Source organism: Rania fehmarnensis, assembly GCF_056494185.1.
The window spans coordinates 6242484-6262554 of sequence record NZ_CM151398.1 but is presented as its reverse complement, the minus strand read 5'-3'; the positions used below and the strand labels follow the sequence as shown (position 1 = coordinate 6262554).

General features: G+C 56.0%; 12 protein-coding genes. 8 read left to right on the top strand and 4 right to left on the bottom strand.

Translation table 11 applies throughout. The features are described 5' to 3' along the window. Positions 1 to 21: 21 nt before the first annotated feature. Positions 22 to 693 carry a hypothetical protein gene (locus tag SH573x_RS21460; protein ID WP_479349829.1) on the top strand — a complete coding sequence of 224 codons (672 nt, stop codon included), beginning with the start codon at positions 22 to 24 and terminating at the stop codon, positions 691 to 693. A gap of 62 nt (positions 694 to 755) precedes the next feature. Here SH573x_RS21460 and SH573x_RS21455 read toward each other — a convergent pair whose 3' ends face one another. Next, the gene (locus SH573x_RS21455) at positions 756 to 1643 is read right to left on the bottom strand and encodes a hypothetical protein (protein ID WP_479349828.1); all 888 of its coding nucleotides are present in this window, start codon (positions 1641 to 1643) and stop codon (positions 756 to 758) included. Between the two features lie 224 nt (positions 1644 to 1867). Then, a complete protein-coding gene (locus tag SH573x_RS21450) occupies positions 1868 to 4903 on the bottom strand; it encodes a hypothetical protein (protein ID WP_479349827.1) in 3036 nt (1011 codons plus the stop codon). Positions 4904 to 5431: 528 nt separating this feature from the next. Here SH573x_RS21450 and SH573x_RS21445 point away from each other — a divergent pair. Both SH573x_RS21445 and ispF read left to right on the top strand, forming a co-directional pair. Further along, positions 5432 to 8635: a CARDB domain-containing protein gene (locus tag SH573x_RS21445; RefSeq protein WP_479349826.1), complete on the top strand. Its 3204-nt coding sequence runs from the start codon at positions 5432 to 5434 to the stop codon at positions 8633 to 8635. Positions 8636 to 8697: 62 nt separating this feature from the next. Next, entirely contained in the window at positions 8698 to 9177 is a 480-nt protein-coding gene (ispF, locus tag SH573x_RS21440) for a 2-C-methyl-D-erythritol 2,4-cyclodiphosphate synthase (protein ID WP_479349824.1), read from the top strand. Positions 9178 to 9393: 216 nt separating this feature from the next. On the opposite strand, the gene SH573x_RS21435 is transcribed toward ispF, so the two are convergent. Next, complete coding sequence (locus tag SH573x_RS21435; protein WP_479349823.1) at positions 9394 to 10653, bottom strand: hypothetical protein; 1260 nt, start codon at positions 10651 to 10653, stop codon at positions 9394 to 9396. Positions 10654 to 10847: 194 nt separating this feature from the next. On the opposite strand from SH573x_RS21435, the gene SH573x_RS21430 reads away from it, so the two are divergent. Next, positions 10848 to 11849, top strand: coding sequence for an acyl-CoA desaturase (locus tag SH573x_RS21430; protein WP_479349822.1), 1002 nt, complete (start codon positions 10848 to 10850; stop codon positions 11847 to 11849). A gap of 211 nt (positions 11850 to 12060) precedes the next feature. On the opposite strand, the gene panD is transcribed toward SH573x_RS21430, so the two are convergent. Next, positions 12061 to 12483, bottom strand: coding sequence for an aspartate 1-decarboxylase (gene panD / locus SH573x_RS21425; protein WP_479349821.1), 423 nt, complete (start codon positions 12481 to 12483; stop codon positions 12061 to 12063). A 444-nt stretch (positions 12484 to 12927) separates the two neighbouring features. Between panD and SH573x_RS21420 the strand changes: the two genes are divergently transcribed. From SH573x_RS21420 to gspG, 4 genes are all read left to right on the top strand, one after another. Further along, complete coding sequence (locus tag SH573x_RS21420) at positions 12928 to 16611, top strand: secretin N-terminal domain-containing protein (protein WP_479349820.1); 3684 nt, start codon at positions 12928 to 12930, stop codon at positions 16609 to 16611. Positions 16612 to 16620: 9 nt separating this feature from the next. Then, positions 16621 to 18315: a GspE/PulE family protein gene (locus tag SH573x_RS21415; RefSeq protein WP_479356783.1), complete on the top strand. Its 1695-nt coding sequence runs from the start codon at positions 16621 to 16623 to the stop codon at positions 18313 to 18315. A 63-nt stretch (positions 18316 to 18378) separates the two neighbouring features. Then, positions 18379 to 19584 (top strand): type II secretion system F family protein, encoded by a 1206-nt coding sequence (locus SH573x_RS21410; protein ID WP_479349819.1) that lies wholly within the window; start codon positions 18379 to 18381, stop codon positions 19582 to 19584. Positions 19585 to 19643: 59 nt separating this feature from the next. Then, positions 19644 to 20057: a type II secretion system major pseudopilin GspG gene (gene gspG, locus SH573x_RS21405; RefSeq protein WP_479349818.1), complete on the top strand. Its 414-nt coding sequence runs from the start codon at positions 19644 to 19646 to the stop codon at positions 20055 to 20057. Positions 20058 to 20071 lie beyond the last annotated feature (14 nt).

Sequence of the window (20071 nt, the reverse complement as noted above, 5' to 3'; positions counted from 1 at the left end):
GCAACCGCAGAAAAACATTCCATGATTGAAGTCGCCGTCGCTCCCGAGTTAGCCCATCTGCATTTGATCGTCATTGAAATGGAGGAGGTGCAAGTGGCACCAGCTCCGGTCAAACTGCGACTATGGGCCGATGCCATGGTGGCCGATGCGCTGCGAGAATCCGCCCTGCCAGAAGCTGACAAGCTGCGATCCGCCGTCCGCAAACTGCTCAAGCACGGTAAGTTCAAAGCGACCGGCCGCAGCAAACCCGCGCAAGAATATCTGCTGCGATACGCTCAAGAAGAAGGTGCTCTGCCGCGCATCAATGGACCGGTCGATGTGCTGAACGCCTGCAGTCTGTGGGGTGGTCTGCCTATTTCGCTGCTGTCGCTGCGCAAAGTCGGCTGCCAACTGCTGGTGCGTTATGGGGCCACTGACGAAGGATTCATCTTCAATGCTAGTGGTCACGTGCTGGATGCCGAAGACCTGATTGTCATCTGCGATGCAGCCCATGATCCCACGCGACCCGTGGGCAGTCCCGTCAAAGATTCCATGGCCGGCAAAATCGAAAGCTGGGATAATCAACTGGCCGCTATCATCTATGCCCCACGCGACCCTCTAGGCTTGGCCGCCGCCCAGCGCACTGCCAGTCTGCTGACTGAGAACTTGGTCGCCCATTGCCAGGCAAAGTTGATACAGACGATTACGATTTAAAGTTCGAGTTTGAAACGGCAATTCAATACGAACTGCAGTTCACCAACTACAAACTACAAACTCTAGCGAACGACGGTCGCTGGCAGACCAGCTTGATTCAGATCTCGCGCCGAGATCGATGGCAGCGTGGCTATCGTTGTCGGAGCGCCGTAGCTGGCTTGGGTTTGAAAGGGCGCGGTGGCGGTGCGCACGATGCTGCGCAACCCACTCACTGGTGCCGTCAACAGCGTTCCAGGTTGGAAGGACGCCAGCGGTCGCTGTTGAGACAAGACTGGAACGCTCGCCAGCAACGGGCGCGAGTTATTGGCGACCGGTTGGTAGACAGGTTGATAAACTGGTTGTGGTTGAGCGTATGCCAGTGGATTGGTAACCACCGCCCCTCGGGGCAAACTGTTGCTGGCTAAGGTGCTGGATGCAAGTGCGTTGGTCGACAATGGTCGCAGGACGACCTGAGTGACCTTCTGAGTAGTTTGCACCGGTTCATCAATGGGCACTTGCTCGGTGCGCGAGATCATCTTGATCGTTGGCACCTGGCGGGTGATCATCTGCGTCTGAGGCACCCAGCGCGTCACGGGCACGTACTCGTAAGCGTAGGTTGGCTGGGCGAGCGGATTCCACCAACCCTTTAGCTTGGATTGCCAGACATATTCCGTCTTGGCCACGTACACGGTTTGAGGAACTTGTTGATTCTCATAAACGGTTTGAGGTGTGATCACGGTGCGGTCGACCACCTTGCGTTGCCAGGTCGTGACCGGTTGATCGACAGTCTGCAGTTCTTGTTGATAGAGTAGACCGGTGCGCGGATCGCGTACGATCGTCGGTTGACTACTATTGGCACTAGCATTACTTGCAGGTGCATTGGCATTGGAATCTGCAGTCTGGGCAACTGCGGAAAGAGTGCTAGCGGTCACCGAGCCCACCAAGCCTGCGATTGCTAGCAACTTTCTCATATGTCTTTCCCAGTCTCAAATCTCAGGTTTGAAAGCCGGAATGTTTCATCGGTCGGCATGCGCTGGTTTACTGAGGCGTTTTTAACCTAAGACGCCTCGGACTACAAAAACGTCCGTTCAGCTCTGAATGATGGCTGGTGCGGGTCGGCTGCACCGCTTCGTTGGGTGCACTGGCAATGCTGCGCATAGCCAGTGCCACCCCGAGACCCTTAAGGCGATTTCTTTCAGTAATTGGGTGGCAATTGGATGGGCGAAGCCGTTTGCAGAGGAACCGCGCCTGGGGCTGGATAGTCCAGCGCTGGCGTGATTTGTTGTGGGCTGTTTGCAAGCGGATCGATACTGGGACGCAGTTCGATGGGTGCATCGGTGCCCGTATTGGCTAGTTGCTCTTGCAGTTTCTGTTCGTCAGCTGTCAGGCCAAAATTCTGCACGGCCTGACCCATGGTTCCGCCCACTGTATCCGAGCGAATTGGACCTGGATCGATCCACAAGCCTTCATTGTCGATCTGCATGGTGCCCAGGTCGAGGTCCAGGTTGCGTCGCAGCGCTTCGTAGTTCACCCACACACCGATGAAAAGGTTTTGTGCTTGTACCAAGTCACCGAGAGCTTGCACGGTATCGCGTGCCGCGGTGGGTCCTGAGGCCTGATTGAGCGTTTCACGAATCTGCCGCAAGTCTTCGTTGATGCTGATCTGCAGTGCGGCTCCGCGAACTGCATAACGCTGCAATTCGAAGTTGTATTGATTCAAACGAATCGTGCGCAGCGCAGTTCGCAAGTTGGTCCAGATCGTATCTTCAAACAGATAGTACGAGCGTTTGGCCTGCTGATACTCAATTAACGATTGACGATAGCGGTTGCGTTCTTGCAGTCGCGTAATCGGCGCGTCCCAGGCTAAGCCGGCGCGCAAGCGACCGGTCGCACTGCGCAGAGCCAGTGGGTTGTCGCCATAATTTTGGACGTCACCACTGAAGACGACATCCAAGGTGCTCTCGAGGTCATCGGCCACCACTTCGATAGCCCGCCAACTGTTGACTAGAGCAGCGCGGTTGTTCAGCCAGTCATGGCGATAGCGACGGGCGATCTCAATGGCTTCGCGTGGTTCGATATCGACTTCGCCTAGCAGCGCCGTTTCGGTCCGAGCCCGAGCTTGTACCAGTTGCAGGGCTAGCAAGTCTTCGGACATGCTGGCGATCAAATCTTGGCTGGCCAGCAGGACCTCTGTGCTCAACTTGCCGAAGCGTTTTTCATCACCATCTGCGGATTTGGCGTCGCTCTGCGGTTGGTCGCTGGGTGACGCTGGCGATTTTCCGTCCAGCATCGCACTGGTGTCCGTGATGCGCTTCTGCAAGTCCGTGATGCGTTTTTCATAGGCGTCGAAGCTCTTACCTAGTTTTTCCAACTCGGCCAGCAGTTGTTCTGGTAACTTCGACAGATCATCGTCTTTCAGTAACGCCAGATCGAATTGCGGTAATGGTAGTAGTCGGCAGACGGTCCCGTTCTCACGCTCGGCAATGTCGCGCAAGCGCGCCAATTGTCGGCGGCGGTCGGGAATCACACTCCGCAAGTTCTCGATGTCTTTCTTGACCTGGCTGATATCAGTTGTAGCAATCTGTTGACGAATCTGGTTCATCGGCGCTACGTCGGTTTGTAGCCGTTTGAGTTCGCCAGAGAGTTCCGCGCTCGATTTGATCGAGCGTGAAAGGGCGCCGGTCTTAGGATCACGCTGGCTAGTCGATAGATCAAGGATCCGCGTGTTAGTTTGACCAATTTGGTCACGCAAGTCGGCCAACTCGACGCGGCGCATTTTGAGATCCGGCGTGATCAATTTAAAGCGATCAAGCAATTGGTCTCGAATTTCCACGCATAAGTATGGCGGCATACCGAGCAACCGCTTGAAGGTATCAAGCTGTTGCTCGTAGGTCGAAGAGAGCGTGATCAAGTTGTTCTGAGCAATGAAGAGTGCCTGCCTAGCTTGAGCTACTTGCAACTGTTGAGTCGGGATAATGTCTTGGCTGAGCGGAATGGTCTGCAAGAGTTCTCGATAGGTGTCTTCTAATCGCAGCAGGTTTTCTCGCAAGCGCGCGATGTTCTCTTCCTGGTTCTCGATCTGCAATTGCTGCTGCAGAAGACCTAGATAACCGCCAGCGCCGGGAGTACCTGTGTCTTGGAAGCCGCCAGTCTGGTTGGTGGTCCCAACTCGACCGAAGCCACCACCCAGAGCCGTAAAGCCTTCCAGACCAGCACCGCCGAACAGACCACCACGACGCTGTGGCCCTTGTTCCGCCTGACGACCGGTAACCACTTGCATATAGAAACCACGACGGTAACGTTCAAAGGCGCGCACGTTGGCTAGCAGCGTTCGCTCGGCCAAGGTGAGTCGTTCCAGCACGACGTCGCGGCCAGCCTGACGCAGGAGCGGCTGGACCAATGAAAAGTCCATCACCGTGTTGGCCGATTGGTTATTGGGGCCGCTGACTTGCCAGGTGAGCGAGTTGGCCAGGCCCACAATCAAATCCGCTCCCGTAGCAAAGCTGCGCGTCATGGCCAGTCCGCGGGGACCAGCACTGCTGAGCGAGCCGTTGATGGTTGAACTGCTCGAGGGCGTCGTGGCTTGATCGCGCAGCGGTCCTGACGTCGTACCGGTAACGGAGTAGCCACCGAAGAACTGCGAATCCAGCAAGAAGCGTTCACTGCTGACGTCCAGTGCCGACAAGTACAACGTTTCAAGGTTCTGTTGGTACGTCGACGAATGTAATAACGCGGTGCGCACGGAATCTTCGAGCGATAGAACTAGCACTCCGCGTTCATCCAACGGCAAGAAACTCCACCACTGCGGATTCTCGGCTGTGTTGGTTCGGCCATTGGCTTCCCACAACGGATAGCCGCGTTTATTGTCGACCATTCGCATGTAGGTATTGGCCACCGGATCGTCCTCGGGCATCGGAGGTCGATCAGGATTGAACGGGTCGAAAAAGCGGCTGCGCGGATCGACTTCGATGCGGTAGGGCGCTGTCTGCTCGCAGCTTTCAGCGATCTTTTGATCGATCAGATAGTAGACCTCGGCATTGGTCTTGGCGCGATACGCTTGCCGAGTGCATCCGGCTTGTGTGAACACAGTCGTACTAGCCAAACCTAAAGTCAACAGTGCCAGTGCCCTGCGCAGTCGCCGCCGGGCACGGCTAGGGCGAGGTGTGGTGACAACTTGATCGCTGAGATTACGGCCAGCGCGAGGGAACTTTGTTTGCCTGGGTCGAAGCATGATCGGTCCGGTTGGGTCGTAGACTTGCGGGCGGCCGAAAGGAGACCTTGAGTCAAGCTGGAAAGATTCGGTTCATCCCGATCTTGCCAGACTTAGCTGTACATCCTTGATTTCGGATTCTGCCGGTGATGCCTCCATGATTACAGTCATCTAAGCTACCAATGCCGCAACCCTCACTCGTTGCCTATCTTGCCAATCTCTGCATGCGCTGAAACGAACTGCATGGACTTCAGCTGTACGCAGCTCCTCTTTTTTGAAACGCAGAGGCCGCAGAGTCCGCAGAGAAAACTCCGAGGAAATAGCTTTCGTCCTGCCCCGTCTTCTCTGCTGTTCTCTGCGTTTTTACGAGCTCCGCTAAATCACCGCAGCTTAACCAGTTTGCCTAACAGGAATCTTCAGAAAGATTGATTCAACCGTTAATGAGTTGGCAGCCGATATCGGTAGAGGAGATTTCGTGTACTTATGACTTGATTGGCTGAAGTAGTTAGCAGTCATTGTTAATAACAAGCGGCCTGGAGTAGAGCGGCAATGATGGCATTGAACAGAATCAGCTGGCTGAACTTGACGCTGCTGTCCGCCCTGGCTTGCTCTGTATTGCCAGCCACAACCGGTTGGGCCCAACGCAATGGCGATACGGATTCGTTGCCTGCCGATCGTGCGCACAACTCGGAACCACCGCGCTTGATGCGAGGTGGGATCATGCAACAGCTGCGCTCGGTAACTGAATCCGTCATGGGAACTTCTGAGGAAAAGCAGGCCGAGAAGAACCAAGCGGCGCGAGCTCAGAATTCCAATATTCCATCTCCACCTCCCTTAGGTGCGCAACTTCGTCGAAACCCCCAAGCGTCGGAAATCAACCCAGTAGATGAACCAGTCGCTCGCAATGCCCCGCAACGGCAGAGTCCGTCAGCGGGTGGTAATCCGGTACCGAGCCGCGCGTGGGCTGGTCAATTTCTGATTCCCAATTATCGCCTCCGCGATCAAGTCGGAACCAAACCGAGCAATACGCGGACAACCGCCAAGCGTCCGTCTTCGCAGCCGTCGGATTCCGTCGAGATGAATTTGGCCGATGCGGGTGATCCAGCCACCTCTGCTGGCACCAGGTCTGCACCCCGCAGACCTCAGGGGCCGCCTTCGCCGTCGCGCGTCTATCTAGGCCAGCGCAGCCCGGTTCGATCAGAGCTCAACGATGAAGAGCCCAACGAGGACGAAGAAGAATTGCCAGCGGTGCCCTACGAGGCGCAACGACCAGCGGCGACGCGAATTGCACAGCGCACGTCGCCGCAACCGACATCAAACTCTGGCGAAGCGGAGTCCGTAAACCTAACGCTTTCCGACGCTACTCAAACCACCGCGCAGCAACCAGCTGACGAACAGACTGAAGTCTTGGTCAGCCACGTACCAGACATTCCTTACGTGCCCCGTAAGCCTGTCCCCAAGCGTGATCGCTCCAAGCTGCTCGAGAATACGCTCAACGCACAGGAAGCCCCAACCGGCACTCCTCGCACCAAATCGATCACCAGCACCACAGCTAAAAAGCCACCTCAAGCATCAACTCCTACTCCTACTCCTACTCCTACTCCTACTCCGGACGCGGCATCAGCGCCTGCAGCTTCGACCGCGCTACCAACCTTGCCACCTCCGAGTTCGACACCCAGATCGAGTGATCCGCCTAGCATTTCATCGTTAGAGCTTTCTAGCGACTCTGCGCCTAACCAGCGCGGTTCGTTCAGCGATGCATCCAGTTTGGCTGCGCCCACGCAACTGACTCTGCCGACGCCTCCTCCTGCCGCGTCCAGTCCTACGCTGCCTGAACCCACCGTGCCAGGTCTGACGCCTGTGCCGCGGCGAGCGTTGACCTCAGCCAATCAACCAGCCAAGGTGTCCAGCATTCCATCGCCGCCGCAGTCCACGCTGCCGCTAACATCCGTAACCAGCATGCCTCAGGGTACGACCAGCACGCCCAACTTGACTTTGCCAACGCTGCCGCCGGCGCCCGAACTGGCAGCCATACCACCTGCATTGATGCCATCACTACCCACGTTGCCACCAACTCCACCGGCGATGCCAACTGAATTGCCAAGTGCAACTGAAGTCGTTTCTCAGCCGCCTGTTGCGCAAGTTCCATCTCTGAAGTTGCCCGCGCAGGCGGTCAGCACACCAGCCAATATGCCTTTGCCCGCCGGTCCCACGACCACGCCAGCGCCACCAGCCATAACATCTACGCCAATTCCACCGCGCAGCCCGGCCAATAAGACAACCACTACTCTGCAAAGCAAACCCGCGGTCCAAGCTCCGGTCGAACAAGTGGCGGTCGACAACACACGGATGCAGATGGACATTCCCCATGTGCAAGTCAAATTGCTCGGCCCGGGTGATCTGACCGCTGGCACATCAACTACTTATGAACTACAAGTTCAGAACAATGATCGCATTGCGCTGAGCGGATTGATCCTGCGCATGGAAACACCGGCTGGCGTCGAGGTAACGCCGACCGTGGTGGGCGCCAACTCGGCCGACACCGAAAAAACCGAGGATGGATCTACCATGCTCACGTGGAATGTATCGCAAGTAACCGCAGGTGGTCAGGCCCGCTTGCCATTGCAATTGAAAGCTCAAGCGGCGCGCAACTTTGCAGTGGCCATCGAATGGACTGTGCTGCCACAAAGTGGTCTGGATGAAATCATCGTAAAACAAGCGGACCTGCAAGTCGCCTTGGAAGGTCCCGTCGAAGTCGAGCGCAATGCAGCCAATGCTTATCGCGTACGGGTATCCAACCCGGGCAGCGCCACGGCACGCAATGTTAAGTTGCAAGTCACGGCTGGTCCGCAACCGAACAGTCAAGTTGATGTGGGCGACCTGGCACCTGGCCAGACCGAAGTCATCGATATGGATCTGACGTTCGAAAAGGCTGGACAAGTTTCGATCGGTGTTCAAGCGGTTGCTGGTGAACTCAATCGAGCAGCCAACATCAACGTCAATGTGCGTCAAGCTGTATTGGTCGCGGGTATCTCGCTGCCTGAGACAGTGCCGCACGGTTCATCCTTTTTGGCCAATATTGAACTCAGTAATACTGGCGATGCACCCGCTCGCAAGTTGCAGGCCGGCGTCGCTCTACCGACTGGCACGCAAGTTGGACAACTGCCGGCCGGTGTTTCACGTCAAGATGACAAACTGCTGTGGGACGTTGATCAAGTTCCACCGGGGCAGGTCATTACCATTCCTTTGGAATTGGTCATGCCAACTCCTGGCCGACATGAACTGTCATTTGCGTGTGTAACCGGTGAGGGAACAGTTACGACCTCGGCCGCCAGCATCAATGTCCAAGCCTTTGCCGATTTGAAACTGCTGGTGAATGATCCAGCCTCGCCGGCTCCAGTTGGTTCGCCAGTAACCTACGAGCTCACGATCACCAATCGCGGTAGCCGTGAAGCGCGGGGCTTGGTCATCGTGGCTCAATTCTCCGATGGCATCGAACCGGAATCGGCGTCGGGGCTGGGTCATAGAGTGGTACCTGGTCAAGTGCTTTTCGAAACTCTGCCACAAATCGCAGCTGGCCAAACGATCACGTTGAAAGTGGTCGCCCGCGCGGTGACCGGCGGTGTTCATCGCTTCCGGGCTGAAGTACGATGCGATGAAAACGAAGCTCGGCTTATTGAAGAGGAATCGACTCGTTTCCTCGAATCACCCGGCCGCGTCGCCACGCAACCTTCGACGACCATTCAACGCTAAGACGTTATTTGTCCACCGTCTGGCGACGGTGGCTACCCCGCTTCTGAAAGTCTTGCACAGCTATGACCAACTTGCGCATCGGACTGGGACACGATACGCATCGACTGGAGCCGGGTGGACCACTGCGCGTCGGTGGCATCGACATTCCATTTGATATGCAAGCTGTCGGACATTCCGATGCCGATGTCTTGCTGCACGCGATCACGGATGCCATCTTGGGTGCGGCGGCCTTGGGTGATATTGGTCAACTGTTTCCGGATACCGATCCAGCCAATCGTGGCAAAGATTCGGGCCAAATGCTACAAGCGGCCGCGGAGAAGATTGCTGCTGCAGGTTATGCGATCGTCAATCTCGATTGCGTTATCATGGCTGAACGTCCAAAGATTTTGCCCCATCGCGAAGCCATGCGCTCACGCATTGCCCAGTTGCTTTCGATCGATGTCAATCAAGTTAGCCTCAAAGGCAAAACCGGTGAGTCGGTCGGCGAAGTCGGCCGCGGCGAAATCATTCAAGCCATGGTCGTATGCCTGTGCACTCGGTAGCCACCGTCGCCAGTAACCGAAGTCGCCAGACTTTGGATGCACTATTTCCCCGTAGCCGAAGTCGCCAGACTTTGGATGCACTATTTCCCCGTAGCCGAAGTCGCCAGACTTTGGATGCACGACCACAAGTCTTGTGCGAGTACTCGGTAGCGGTGACTACCTAAAATCGCTATCCAAATCGCTATCGTGCCTTAGGCTCCATCGAACAGCGGCTCTTTAGCGTATCTCGACCCGTAGCTCACCCGAGTTATCATCCAGTCCCGCTCCCAGTTCATTGATGCGGAGCAGCACGTGGCCCGCGCGTTCAGCTGTGATGGTTTTGTGGCTGCCGATAGGAATAATGGGCAGAGTCATCGAGTGTTCGGGGTCAGCCGTCTGTGGTGATGCAATAGCCATGATCAGTTTTCCCAGCGGCTGGCCTTGCACGTAGCGCAAGGTGACTCCGTCGGGTTGGCACAGCCAATCTTGTGGCTCGCGGCCCACGATGTACTGACCATCGGCCTTGACTTTAATTTCCTCGCCAACATCGACCGTCACGCCTGTCGTTTGCCAACCTCGGTTGGCTGCAATTGTGACCTCGACAGGCTGGCTCAACTTGGTCGAGCGGTGATCCAGACGCACCAGTTCGCGATCGGGTACAAAGCCATATTCGAGTCCCGTTAGCATGGCTGACCATTCCGCGCGTACGAGCGGTTTGCGTGGTTGAAGTTCGCGCAGCAGTTGTCGTGTGTTGGTGCCATCGCTGCGCAGCTTGTCGCTCAACATTTCATCGAACGCTTTCTTGGTTGCGGGATGGTGATGCAAGAAGATCACCGCAGCCCAACTCCAGGCGTAGGCATCCACGCTCTGATGCGCGCGACTGTCGTAACGCAGAATCGTTTCCAGCGACGGCGCGACCCCTTCGTTCAATTGCTTTTGAATGAGCGAGATGCGTCCCCACATCGGCACATCTTCGCGTGAGTGAGGAATGATGCCGAGCTGCAATTTACCAGCTTGCCAGCGGTGTGTGGCCAGCCATTCCGCGGTTCCTTCCATCAGCCAAGGTGGACCAGCCGATCCAAAACACCGGTTCATAAACCAGTGGGTGCCTTCGTGCAGTAGGAGGTGCCTGCGATAGTACTGAGTTGGTTGCTCGACCACCCACATGTCATCCAGATACTGAAACCCGTGGGGGAAGTCTGGCAACGTGCCTGGTAACAATCCTGCCGTCTTGAATCGCTGACGGTCGAGCATGACGCAGGCGCGTGGCTTCCACTCAGCTACTTTCTCGGGTTCAACGCCAAAGAACTCGCACCATATCGGAATCGCAGCATCAAACACCTGCGGCAATTCTCTTAGTGAATCATCCAGCGGCAGATCGGTTACTAGTTCGAGATATTTGCCAGAGACTGTCTGAAAGCCCTCCTGGGCTGCGACAGATACGCCCAGGAAGATCAACAGCAATCCGGCTTGCGCAGAGCGTAATATTGGGCACACTTCGTGAGTTCCTCGTTGACTTGTCCCTTATTATACGTGACCTCCACATGGGCGTTTTGACGCGAAACTGTCTACGAGGCTATTTTCGACAGACTTTGGGCTAGTCTTAGCGAACAATTACAACGAAAATGGCAGCGAACTGTACCAAACCCAAAACGTACTAACAACTCAATACCTTTCCCACAGGAAATGCCGTGGCCAGTACGATTGAGCCCGAAGCAAACCAGGCCGAACCCCAAGCGACCAATTCCACCGAACACGTGCTGGTACCCCTAGGTGCCGGGGCAGATTACTTGCCCGAGACGGTCAAGCCCTACCACGTGAATTGGATCTACTCGATCACGATCGGTGCGATTCACCTGTTATCGCTGCTGGCCTTTATCCCCTACTTCTTTTCGTGGACTGGTCTGATCGTGATGCTGTTGGGCATCCATGTTTTTGGCCAAGGCATCACCATTGGATATCATCGCCTGTTAACCCACCGGAGTTTCAAGTGTCCTAAGTGGGTCGAGCATTGCTTTGCCATTTTGGGTATCAGCTGTTTTGAAGATTCGCCGGTTCGCTGGGTCGTGGTCCATCGCATTCATCATGTGCACTCCGACGAGCAACCCGATCCGCATTCGCCGATCGTCAATTTCCTGTGGTCGCACTTTGGATGGTTGATGATCCGCAATCGTCAAACACATTCGATCTCAGCCACCGACAAGTTTGCCAAAGACCTGCTGCGCGATCCGTTCTACATGTATTTGGAAAAGCGACCCTACATGCAGTTGGCCGTGGCTATGGCTCAATTTCCTGTATTTTTCCTGGCCGGATATATCGGTGGACTGGTGGCCAGCGGCGGCGATTTATGGGCTGCATTGCAGTTGGGCTTGAGCATGGTCGTGTGGGGTGTGTTGGTTCGCGTGGTCGCGGTGTGGCACATCACTTGGTCCGTCAACTCGCTCAGCCATATCTTTGGTTATCAAAATTATGACACCGGCGAGCACAGCAAGAACAACTGGTTCGTCGCCTTGTTGACCGTGGGCGAAGGTTGGCACAACAATCATCACGAAGACCCATCGGCTGCCAGCGTCCAACATCGCTGGTGGGAAATCGATATCAGCTACTACGAGATCAAGATTCTTGAAAAGCTGGGCTTGGCCTGGGACGTTATCATTCCTCGACATTTGCGGCGCAAAGAAGTTACCCCGTAGCCGAAGTCGCCCCGTAGCCGAAGTCGCCCCGTAGCCGAAGTCGCCAGACTTTGGACGCGTCACCCTGATGCTTCCAATCCGTAGCCGAAGTCGCCAGACTTTGGATGCGTCTCCCTGATGCTTCCAATCTCTGGCGAGATCGGCTACGAAATACCAATCTCTGGCGAGATCGGCTACGAAATATCAATCTCTGGCGAGATCGGCGACAGCTTTAGCAGCAACTGTCGGCGACGGTTGTGGGTGCGCCGCGGCGTCGCGGGCCGGGGATCTCGCGACCGACTCGCACGATTTTGTTCTCGCCATCGACAAAGACTACTCGTGGATCGGGCGGAATCGTCTCGAGAGTATCGCTGACCAGAAAGTTAAACGTAGCCACAATGATCAAGTCGCCGGGGCGAATTAGATGCGCGGCGGCACCGTTGGCGCAGATATCGCGGCTGCCTTCAACGCCTTCGATGGCATAGGTCTCGATCCGCGTGCCGCGCGTTACATTCCAGACATGTACCGCTTCATAAGCGGCGATATCCGAAGCTCGCAACAGGTCAGGCGGCAGGGTTAATGAACCCTCGTAATCCAAGTCAGCTTGAGTAACCGTTGCGCGGTGGATCTTGGAACGCAGGAATTTACGGTACATGGAAACTGTGTCACCCGAGGTCAAATGCCAGCCGAGCCGATGTGGCTCTGGGCTACTCGCCTGTGTCTGAGCATTTCTGACGCTCCTGACCCACAGGCTGAACTTCGTTCTCTACCGGCGGAGAAGCCGATCGCCTGACCGTATTGTACCGAAACTTTAGTCTAGATAAGGGGTTTGGAAGAACCGTAGCTTCTGAAACTGACGCCCCAGGCGGGAAATCATTGCACTTTCCGGGCGAATAGCCCGGTGGGTTTCGGGAGCTGCCTAATTAGACTTGGAAACTGAGTCGGTGGCCGTTCGCGCTGCCGACCACATTGACCTCGACGACGCGACTCCCCAAAAGAAGTACGTGAAGTCGAGGCAGGGCCGTGCGTGACTGTTGCTGGCGGAACCTTATCTGCCGCCGGTAGCGAGTCAAATTATTCATTGGAGCGAATTGGATTCATGAACAAGTCCTGCGGAAAACTCGGACTGCTGGCGCTGCTGTGCTACGCTGGCCTGACCTTTGGACCGGCGCGAGCCCAAGATACGATTGGCGTTATCGCCGAAGCGGTCAAGCCCGACGTGGCTGACAAGCTGAAGCTGACCGACGATCAGCGAACCAAGATGCAGCAGTTGCTCAAGCGACGCCAGGGCGAAATGCTGGATTTGGCTCGCGAAGAGCGCGCCTCACCGCCGGACCAAAAGGCGCGCCTGCGCAATGCTTTCCGGCTCGAGACTGAACGCTTGGGCTATGCCATTCTGGATGTCGAGCAACGAGCCATGCTGGAGCACCTGCGCGTCGAGCGTCTGGGGCTGCTCTCCCTGGATGAACCCGGCATCGCTAGCGTGCTGAACCTGGCCGACTGGCAGAAAGCCAAGGTGGGAGAATTGGTCGCCCGCGCCCATTCGTCAGCCAGAAGTCCCGATGCTGAAAAAGTTCGCGCCGACGTTGAGCGTTCGATTCGCAATGAAATATCGGAATCGCAATGGGCTACCTGGCAAGTACTGGCTGGTCGCAGCCCCGGGGCCGACGTGGGCAACCCGCAACCACCTGAACGTCCCGATCCAACCCTGGTCGCTCGCACGCCCAACGCAGCGGCGCCTGATGCCGAAGGTGGTCAGCCCAAGGTTGCACGCGATCGGATGCCGGTCGACAAAGTGCGCCTGAAGATGAATTTCCAAGGCATGCCATGGTCCGAAGTGCTGCGCTGGTTGTGCGATCAAGCCGACCTGTCGCTCCAACCGGGCGTGATGCCTCCAGGCTCTTTCACCTATCGCGATAACTCACGTGACTACTCCGTGGGTGAAGCTCTGGACATTATGAGCGCTTCGCTATTGGGTAATGGCTATTCACTCATTCGCCGCGATCGCCTCCTGATGGTCGTCGACCTGGAAGCCCCGATGGCCAAGAACTATGTCAAAGAACTAGCTGAGTTCGTGCCACTGGAATCGCTCGACACGCGTGGTGACTTTGAACTGGTCAAGTGCCTCTTCTTCCTCTCGCGGCTTAATCCCGATGATGCCAAGAAGGAAGTCGAACAGTTGCTCAGCCTGCAAGGTTCGGTCGTCAGCTTGCCCTCTGCTGGTCAGATTCAAGTCATCGACACCGCTGGCGTGATGCGCGCCGTCCGCGAACTGATTCGCCGCGCTGAAGATCCCGAATCCGTGCGAGGTAGTTCAATCGTAGCTATTTCCCTCAAGCACATTACGGCCAACGAAGTGCTCGATGTGGCGCGTCCGCTACTGAGCCTGCCGGATGGGGCTAACGGTAATGAAGACATCAGCCTCAGCATGGACACCTTCGGCAACACTCTGTTTGTCAGCGCCAAGAAACCGGAAGATGTGCAAAAGCTCCGTGACTTGGTGCAGCACTTGGATTCAGCGCCCAGCGAGTTGGAAAAAGGCACGGTTGGTCGTGAACCATCCGAGGTTCAAATCCACGAGATCAAAGGTTCCGATCCTGAATTGGCTTTTCGAGTTCTCTCACAACGTTTGAGCAGTGAACCAGACGTGCGCATGGAACTCGACAAAGAGACTAGCAAGTTAGTCGTGCAAGCGCGACCATCGACCCACAAAGAGATCGATGAAATGTTGCGCGTCCTGGGCGGCCAGGGCAGCGAATTCGAAGTCATAGACCTTAAAATGGATACTCAGCTAGCGATTGCTTCGATCGAGAAGTTCTTTGGCCTCACCAAGTCGGGCACGGCTGATCCATCGCAACCAATCATCGATGGCGACCTGCTGACACGCCGCTTGTATGTTAAAGCCAACCCACAGCAGATGGAGCAGATCAAGACGCTCATCAACAAGATGGAAGCCAGCACGGCCAACAACGATCTGGGTGGCAATGTGCGAGTGATCCCTTTGCCACCTCGCAAAGTCGAGCGCGCACTGGAGCAAGTCGAACGCCTGTGGATGGCTACCAAGAAGAAGAACCGCATTCGCGTGGTCACGCCTGGCTCTAGTGAACCCGATAGCAGCTTTGAACAGCGCTCGGTTGCTCCACCTGAAGACGATGTTCGGCCTACCTTTCAGCCCGATCCGCCAGCAGCCGAAAAAGAACGACCAGTCGCTCCCGAAAAAGATCGCAAGACCAGCAACCTAAATCGCCGGCCTCAGGCGAGCATGGCTCGGCTGGTCAGCACCGAGCAACCACCTGCCGAAGCACCTGAAGCAGCAGGCGTAGATGTTGCCGCAGACGAAGTCGACTCAGAAACGATTGCAAACGTGGTCAATGAAGTCGAACCACCGGCCGATGTCGCACCTGACTCTGCTGCTGAAGACGTAGCCAGGTTGGGTCAACCAGAGCTACGCCGTCGCGGTCCTGGTCCGCGCCGCAATCGAGACGGCGACGATCAGTTCAACGGTCAATACGATTCCGAGCGGGCCAGTGCACCAGAGGATGACGATGGCGATATCGTTATCATGCCCGGTCCGGGTGGATTGATCATCACCTCGTCCGATTCGGACGCGTTGGCCGAATTCGAAAAGATGCTGCGGATGATGATGGATCAAACTTCGCTCAGCGCAGAGCCAACCTTTTACTATCTGAAGTACCGCAAGGCAGCAGCTGCGAAAGAACTTCTCGAAGCGATTCTCTCCGGCACAACCTCCTCCAGTGGAGGTGGCGGTGGTAGCGGATTGCTGGGCAACATGGTCAGCGAAATTGGTGGCGGCATGATTGGTTCGCTGCTGGGTGGAGGAGGTGGTGGTGGAGGTTCCTCGGTCTCCTCGAGCGGTTCGTCGATGACGACCGGCGATGTGATCATCAGCGCCGACCCACAACTGAACATCCTGGTCATTCGCGCCAATGCGATCGATTTGGAGACTTGTGATCAACTTTTAAAGATAATTGACCAGCCTGACAGCATCATCTCTGTACGCACTCGAGGCGAGCCTGCGGTGATACCAGTTCGAACTCAAGATGCAGACACAGTTGCTGGCGAAATTCGCAACCTGTTTGGTGACCGCATCGAAGGAGCTGGCGGTGGTGGTGGAGGCGGCGGTGGTGGTGGTCGCGGACCTGACCCAGCCCAGATCCTGGCAGCCCTGGCCGGCGGTGGCCGGCGTGGCGGCGCTGGTGGAGCCAATAGTCAACTGACCGAAGCAAAAATCGCTTTGACCGTCGACAAGAAAATCAATGCTCTGCTGGTGATGGCACCACCACAGGATGTAGACCTGATTCGCCAATTGGTGGATGAACTGGATACCGCCGGAGGAGATGTTGAAGAGGGCGTGGAAGTTGTTTCGCTCAGCGGCACCAACTTGAATGTTGGTATGATAGACACAGCCCTTAAGAGCGTGTTGGGGTCGAAGGCTCGGACCAATACCAATGCTAGCAACACGGCCAACAGCAACCCGGCGCCTCAGGGCGGCGGCAACTTTGATCCCGATCAGGCTCGCCGCGCCGCAGATGCCATGCAACAACTGCGTCAACGCTTTGGCGGTGGCCAAGGGGGCGGCGGTGGTGGTGGCGGTAATCGCGGGTTCGGCGGTGGTGGTTTCGGTGGTGGCGGCAACCCCTTCCAGGGCTTTGGTGGCGGCGGCTTCGGCGGCGGTAATCGAGGCGGTGGCGGTGGTGGCGGTGGTGGTGGCAATCGAGGTGGCGGTGGCGGCGGACAGGGCGGCCAACGAGGGGGAAGATAAACGATGGTGATGCTGGAAGCTGGCGAAATTCTCAAGCGTCGTGGTTTGCTCGATGCCCAACAGCTCGACAAACTGCGGGCCGATGGTTCGCGCAACATAATCGATAACGCGATTCAGCAAGGTATCGTTCAAGAAGAACCCGCCTTGCGCGCTCTGGGTGACGAACTCGGTATGGACTTTGTTGACCTGCGCGAAGCGGCCATCGATCTAGAACTAGTCAAGAGCTTTCCACAAAAGCTCATCTATCGCCATTCGCTGTTTCCATTGCGCCGCGAAAAAGGTGCGCTCGTCCTGGCCACTAGCGATCCACTAGATGTTTACGCCTTGGATGAAGCCGGCGCGGCGACGGGCCTGGCCATTATTCCCGTCGTGGCCGAACGAGCTGAAATTGCGCGGCTGGTCAAGAAACATCTCGGTGTGGGTTCTGAGACGGTCGAAGGCTTGCTGGCTGCGCGCAACGAAGACGACACGATTCAATTGCTAGAAGAATTGCAGACCGATGGTAGCGAACTGAGCGAAATGGCTCAGGAAGCGTCGGTGGTGCGATTGGTCAACGAGATCCTGGTCGAAGCCATCGACTCGCGCGCCAGCGACGTGCACGTCGAATCGCAAGGGTCGGGCCTGGTGATTCGCTATCGCATCGACGGCATTCTCCACACGCAACCAGTGCCACCTGAGATCAATCGCTTTCAAGCCGCGATCATCAGCCGACTGAAGATTATGGCTCGGCTGAATATCGCCGAAAAGCGTTTGCCACAGGACGGCCGCATCAAGCTGAAAGTGCATGGTCGCGAGATCGATATTCGTTTGTCAGTGATCCCGATGATCCACGGTGAAAGCCTGGTCATGCGTATTCTTGACAAAGGCGCCATGAAGTTCGACCTGCGATCGCTGGGTATGGAAGAACATACCTACAAGATTTTCAGCGAACTGATTCGACTGCCGCACGGTATCGTACTAGTGACCGGCCCAACTGGTTCTGGCAAGACGACCACGCTGTATAGTTCGCTGATTGAAATCAAGAGCGACGAAAACAAGATCATCACTACCGAAGATCCTGTTGAATATCAGCTGGAAGGTATCAACCAGATTCAAGTGCATGCCAAGATCGGTTTGACGTTTGCCGCGTCGCTACGCAGCATCTTGCGTCACGACCCCGACATCGTGCTGGTCGGTGAAATTCGCGATGCGGAAACGGCTGAGAACGCCATTCAAGCTTCACTGACCGGTCACTTGGTGTTCAGCACCTTGCACACCAACGATGCGGCTGGTGCCTATACGCGTATTGTCGATATGGGCATCGAACCATTCTTGGTCGCCAGCACAGTCGAAGGCGTTATGGCGCAGCGATTGGTGCGACGACTGTGCAAAGAATGCAAAGAAGCCTACTATCCCAAAGTCGATGAATTGCCGAGCGATTTTCCGTGGGACGATCTGGGTGGTCAACCACTCTATCGCTCAGTCGGTTGTCGTACCTGCCGCAACGTCGGTTACATGGGACGCTTTGGTATTTATGAACTGATGGTGACGACGGAAGATATTCGCCAACTGGCCCATGATCGGGTCAGCAGTTGGACAATCAAGCAAGCTGCGTTAAAACAAGGGATGCGGACCTTGCGTCACGATGCCTGGGTCAAAGCCATCGCCGGCAAGACCAGTATCGATGAAGTCATCCGCGTCACCAAGGGCGACCGCCTCGGGTAGTGCAACACAGCTCGCAGCCCGTGATTCCAAACTTCAAACTTCAAACTTCAAACTTCGTCTCCCATGCCTGACTTCGCTTATGTAGCTCGCGATACTCGCGGCCAGAAGACCTCTGGTACGCTGACGGCCAACAGCCAACGTGAAGCCATTGCGCAGTTGGATGCTCGGTCGCTGTTTCCGGTGGAATTGAAAGTCGCCAAGTCCAGTGGCGATTCGCGTGGCAAACGCGTCTCGGGCCAGATCATGGCCAACGTCTACATGCAAATGGCTGCGCTGCTCCGCAGCGGTGTGCCGTTGCTGAGGGCGATCACCGTGATCTCCAGCCAGGCGCGCAAGCCGGCGTTAAAAGTAGTGATGGAAGAGATCAAGGCGCGGGTCGAAGAGGGCGAACCACTGCCAGCGGCCATGGCGCGTTTTCCGCGCGTCTTCAGTGATATGGCCGTCAACATGGTACGAGCCGGAACCGAAGGCGGTTTCCTGGAAGATGCGCTGGAGCGCGTGGCTGCGTTCACCGAACAGCAAGAGGAATTGAAAGGCCGCGCCATCGGCGCTTTGGCTTATCCAGTTTTCTTGGGCTGTGTCGGTACATCGGTCGTGAGCGTGTTGATCGTGTTCTTCGTCCCCAAGTTCGAAACCTTATTCGCTTCGATGCGCGAAAAAGGTGAATTGCCGTGGGCGACTGATGCACTTCTAAACCTAAGCGCCTTCTTGCAGGGTTATTGGTTTGTGCCCATCATCGCGATGGTAGTGGCCATGTTCGCCTTTACGTATGCATTGCAGAGCGAAGAAGGCAAACGCACCTTCGACTGGGTCAAGATTCGCATGCCCATGTTCGGCAACATCTTCTTGAATCTGGCCGTAGCTCGTTTCTGTCGCGTGCTGGGAACGCTGCTCAACAACGGCGTGCCGATATTGAAGTCGCTCGACATCAGCGCTTCGGCGGCGGGCAATCGCATTTTGGCCCAGTCGATCAAAAAAGCCAGCGAGAACATTACCGCTGGTGAGAAACTAGCGACTCCCTTGGCTGCCTCGGGGCACTTTCCGGGTCAGGTCGTAGAAATGATCGCAGTGGCCGAAGAGTCCAATACGCTGGACAAAGTCATGGTGCAAATTGCGGACACGCTCGAACGCTCGACTTTTCGGCGTTTGGACATCATGGTCAAGTTGCTCGAGCCGCTAATGTTGTTGATAATGGCTGGCATCGTATTTTTTATCGTTTTAGCTCTAATGGTACCGCTACTTAATAGCTCCAGCATGGTTTCATCGTAAAGAGCCTTAAGAGCAATGGCTTACTGAAAAACTCACCTGTATTGTTAAGGAATCCATCCATGAAAAGAACGCGTCGCCCGCTACGCCAGGCCCGAAATCGGCGTGGCTTTACCTTGCTCGAAGTTATGCTGGTGCTAGTCATTCTGGCCGCCATCGCTGCCATCGCCGTGGTCAACATTGGCGGGATGCAGAACAAGGCTTACAAGATGACTGCATCGACCCAGATCTCCCGACTCAAAGACGGTTTGGAAAGCTACAAACTCTTCATGGGCAGCTACCCTCCGACGCTCGAAGCCATGCACGAGCCACCTAGCGACGTCGATACTTCGAAGTATGAAGTGATCTACAAAGATGGTATCCCGAAGGATCCATGGGGCAACGATTACCAATATCAACTCAACGGCGACAAATACGAACTCAGCTCGATGGGTCCCGATCGCCAGCCTGGCACCAACGACGACATCACTGGCTAACCTTTTGGCCCGCC

What these genes read in the sequence shown, in the direction of transcription:
- panD (WP_479349821.1), bottom strand. Translation starts at nt 12,483, where the DNA reads ATGTACCGTAAATTCCTGCGTTCCAAGATCCACCGCGCAACGGTTACT.
- SH573x_RS21415 (WP_479356783.1), top strand. Translation starts at nt 16,621, where the DNA reads ATGCTGGAAGCTGGCGAAATTCTCAAGCGTCGTGGTTTGCTCGATGCC.
- ispF (WP_479349824.1), top strand. Translation starts at nt 8,698, where the DNA reads ATGACCAACTTGCGCATCGGACTGGGACACGATACGCATCGACTGGAG.
- SH573x_RS21410 (WP_479349819.1), top strand. Translation starts at nt 18,379, where the DNA reads ATGCCTGACTTCGCTTATGTAGCTCGCGATACTCGCGGCCAGAAGACC.
- SH573x_RS21450 (WP_479349827.1), bottom strand. Translation starts at nt 4,903, where the DNA reads ATGCTTCGACCCAGGCAAACAAAGTTCCCTCGCGCTGGCCGTAATCTC.
- SH573x_RS21460 (WP_479349829.1), top strand. Translation starts at nt 22, where the DNA reads ATGATTGAAGTCGCCGTCGCTCCCGAGTTAGCCCATCTGCATTTGATC.
- SH573x_RS21445 (WP_479349826.1), top strand. Translation starts at nt 5,432, where the DNA reads ATGATGGCATTGAACAGAATCAGCTGGCTGAACTTGACGCTGCTGTCC.
- gspG (WP_479349818.1), top strand. Translation starts at nt 19,644, where the DNA reads ATGAAAAGAACGCGTCGCCCGCTACGCCAGGCCCGAAATCGGCGTGGC.
- SH573x_RS21420 (WP_479349820.1), top strand. Translation starts at nt 12,928, where the DNA reads ATGAACAAGTCCTGCGGAAAACTCGGACTGCTGGCGCTGCTGTGCTAC.
- SH573x_RS21455 (WP_479349828.1), bottom strand. Translation starts at nt 1,643, where the DNA reads ATGAGAAAGTTGCTAGCAATCGCAGGCTTGGTGGGCTCGGTGACCGCT.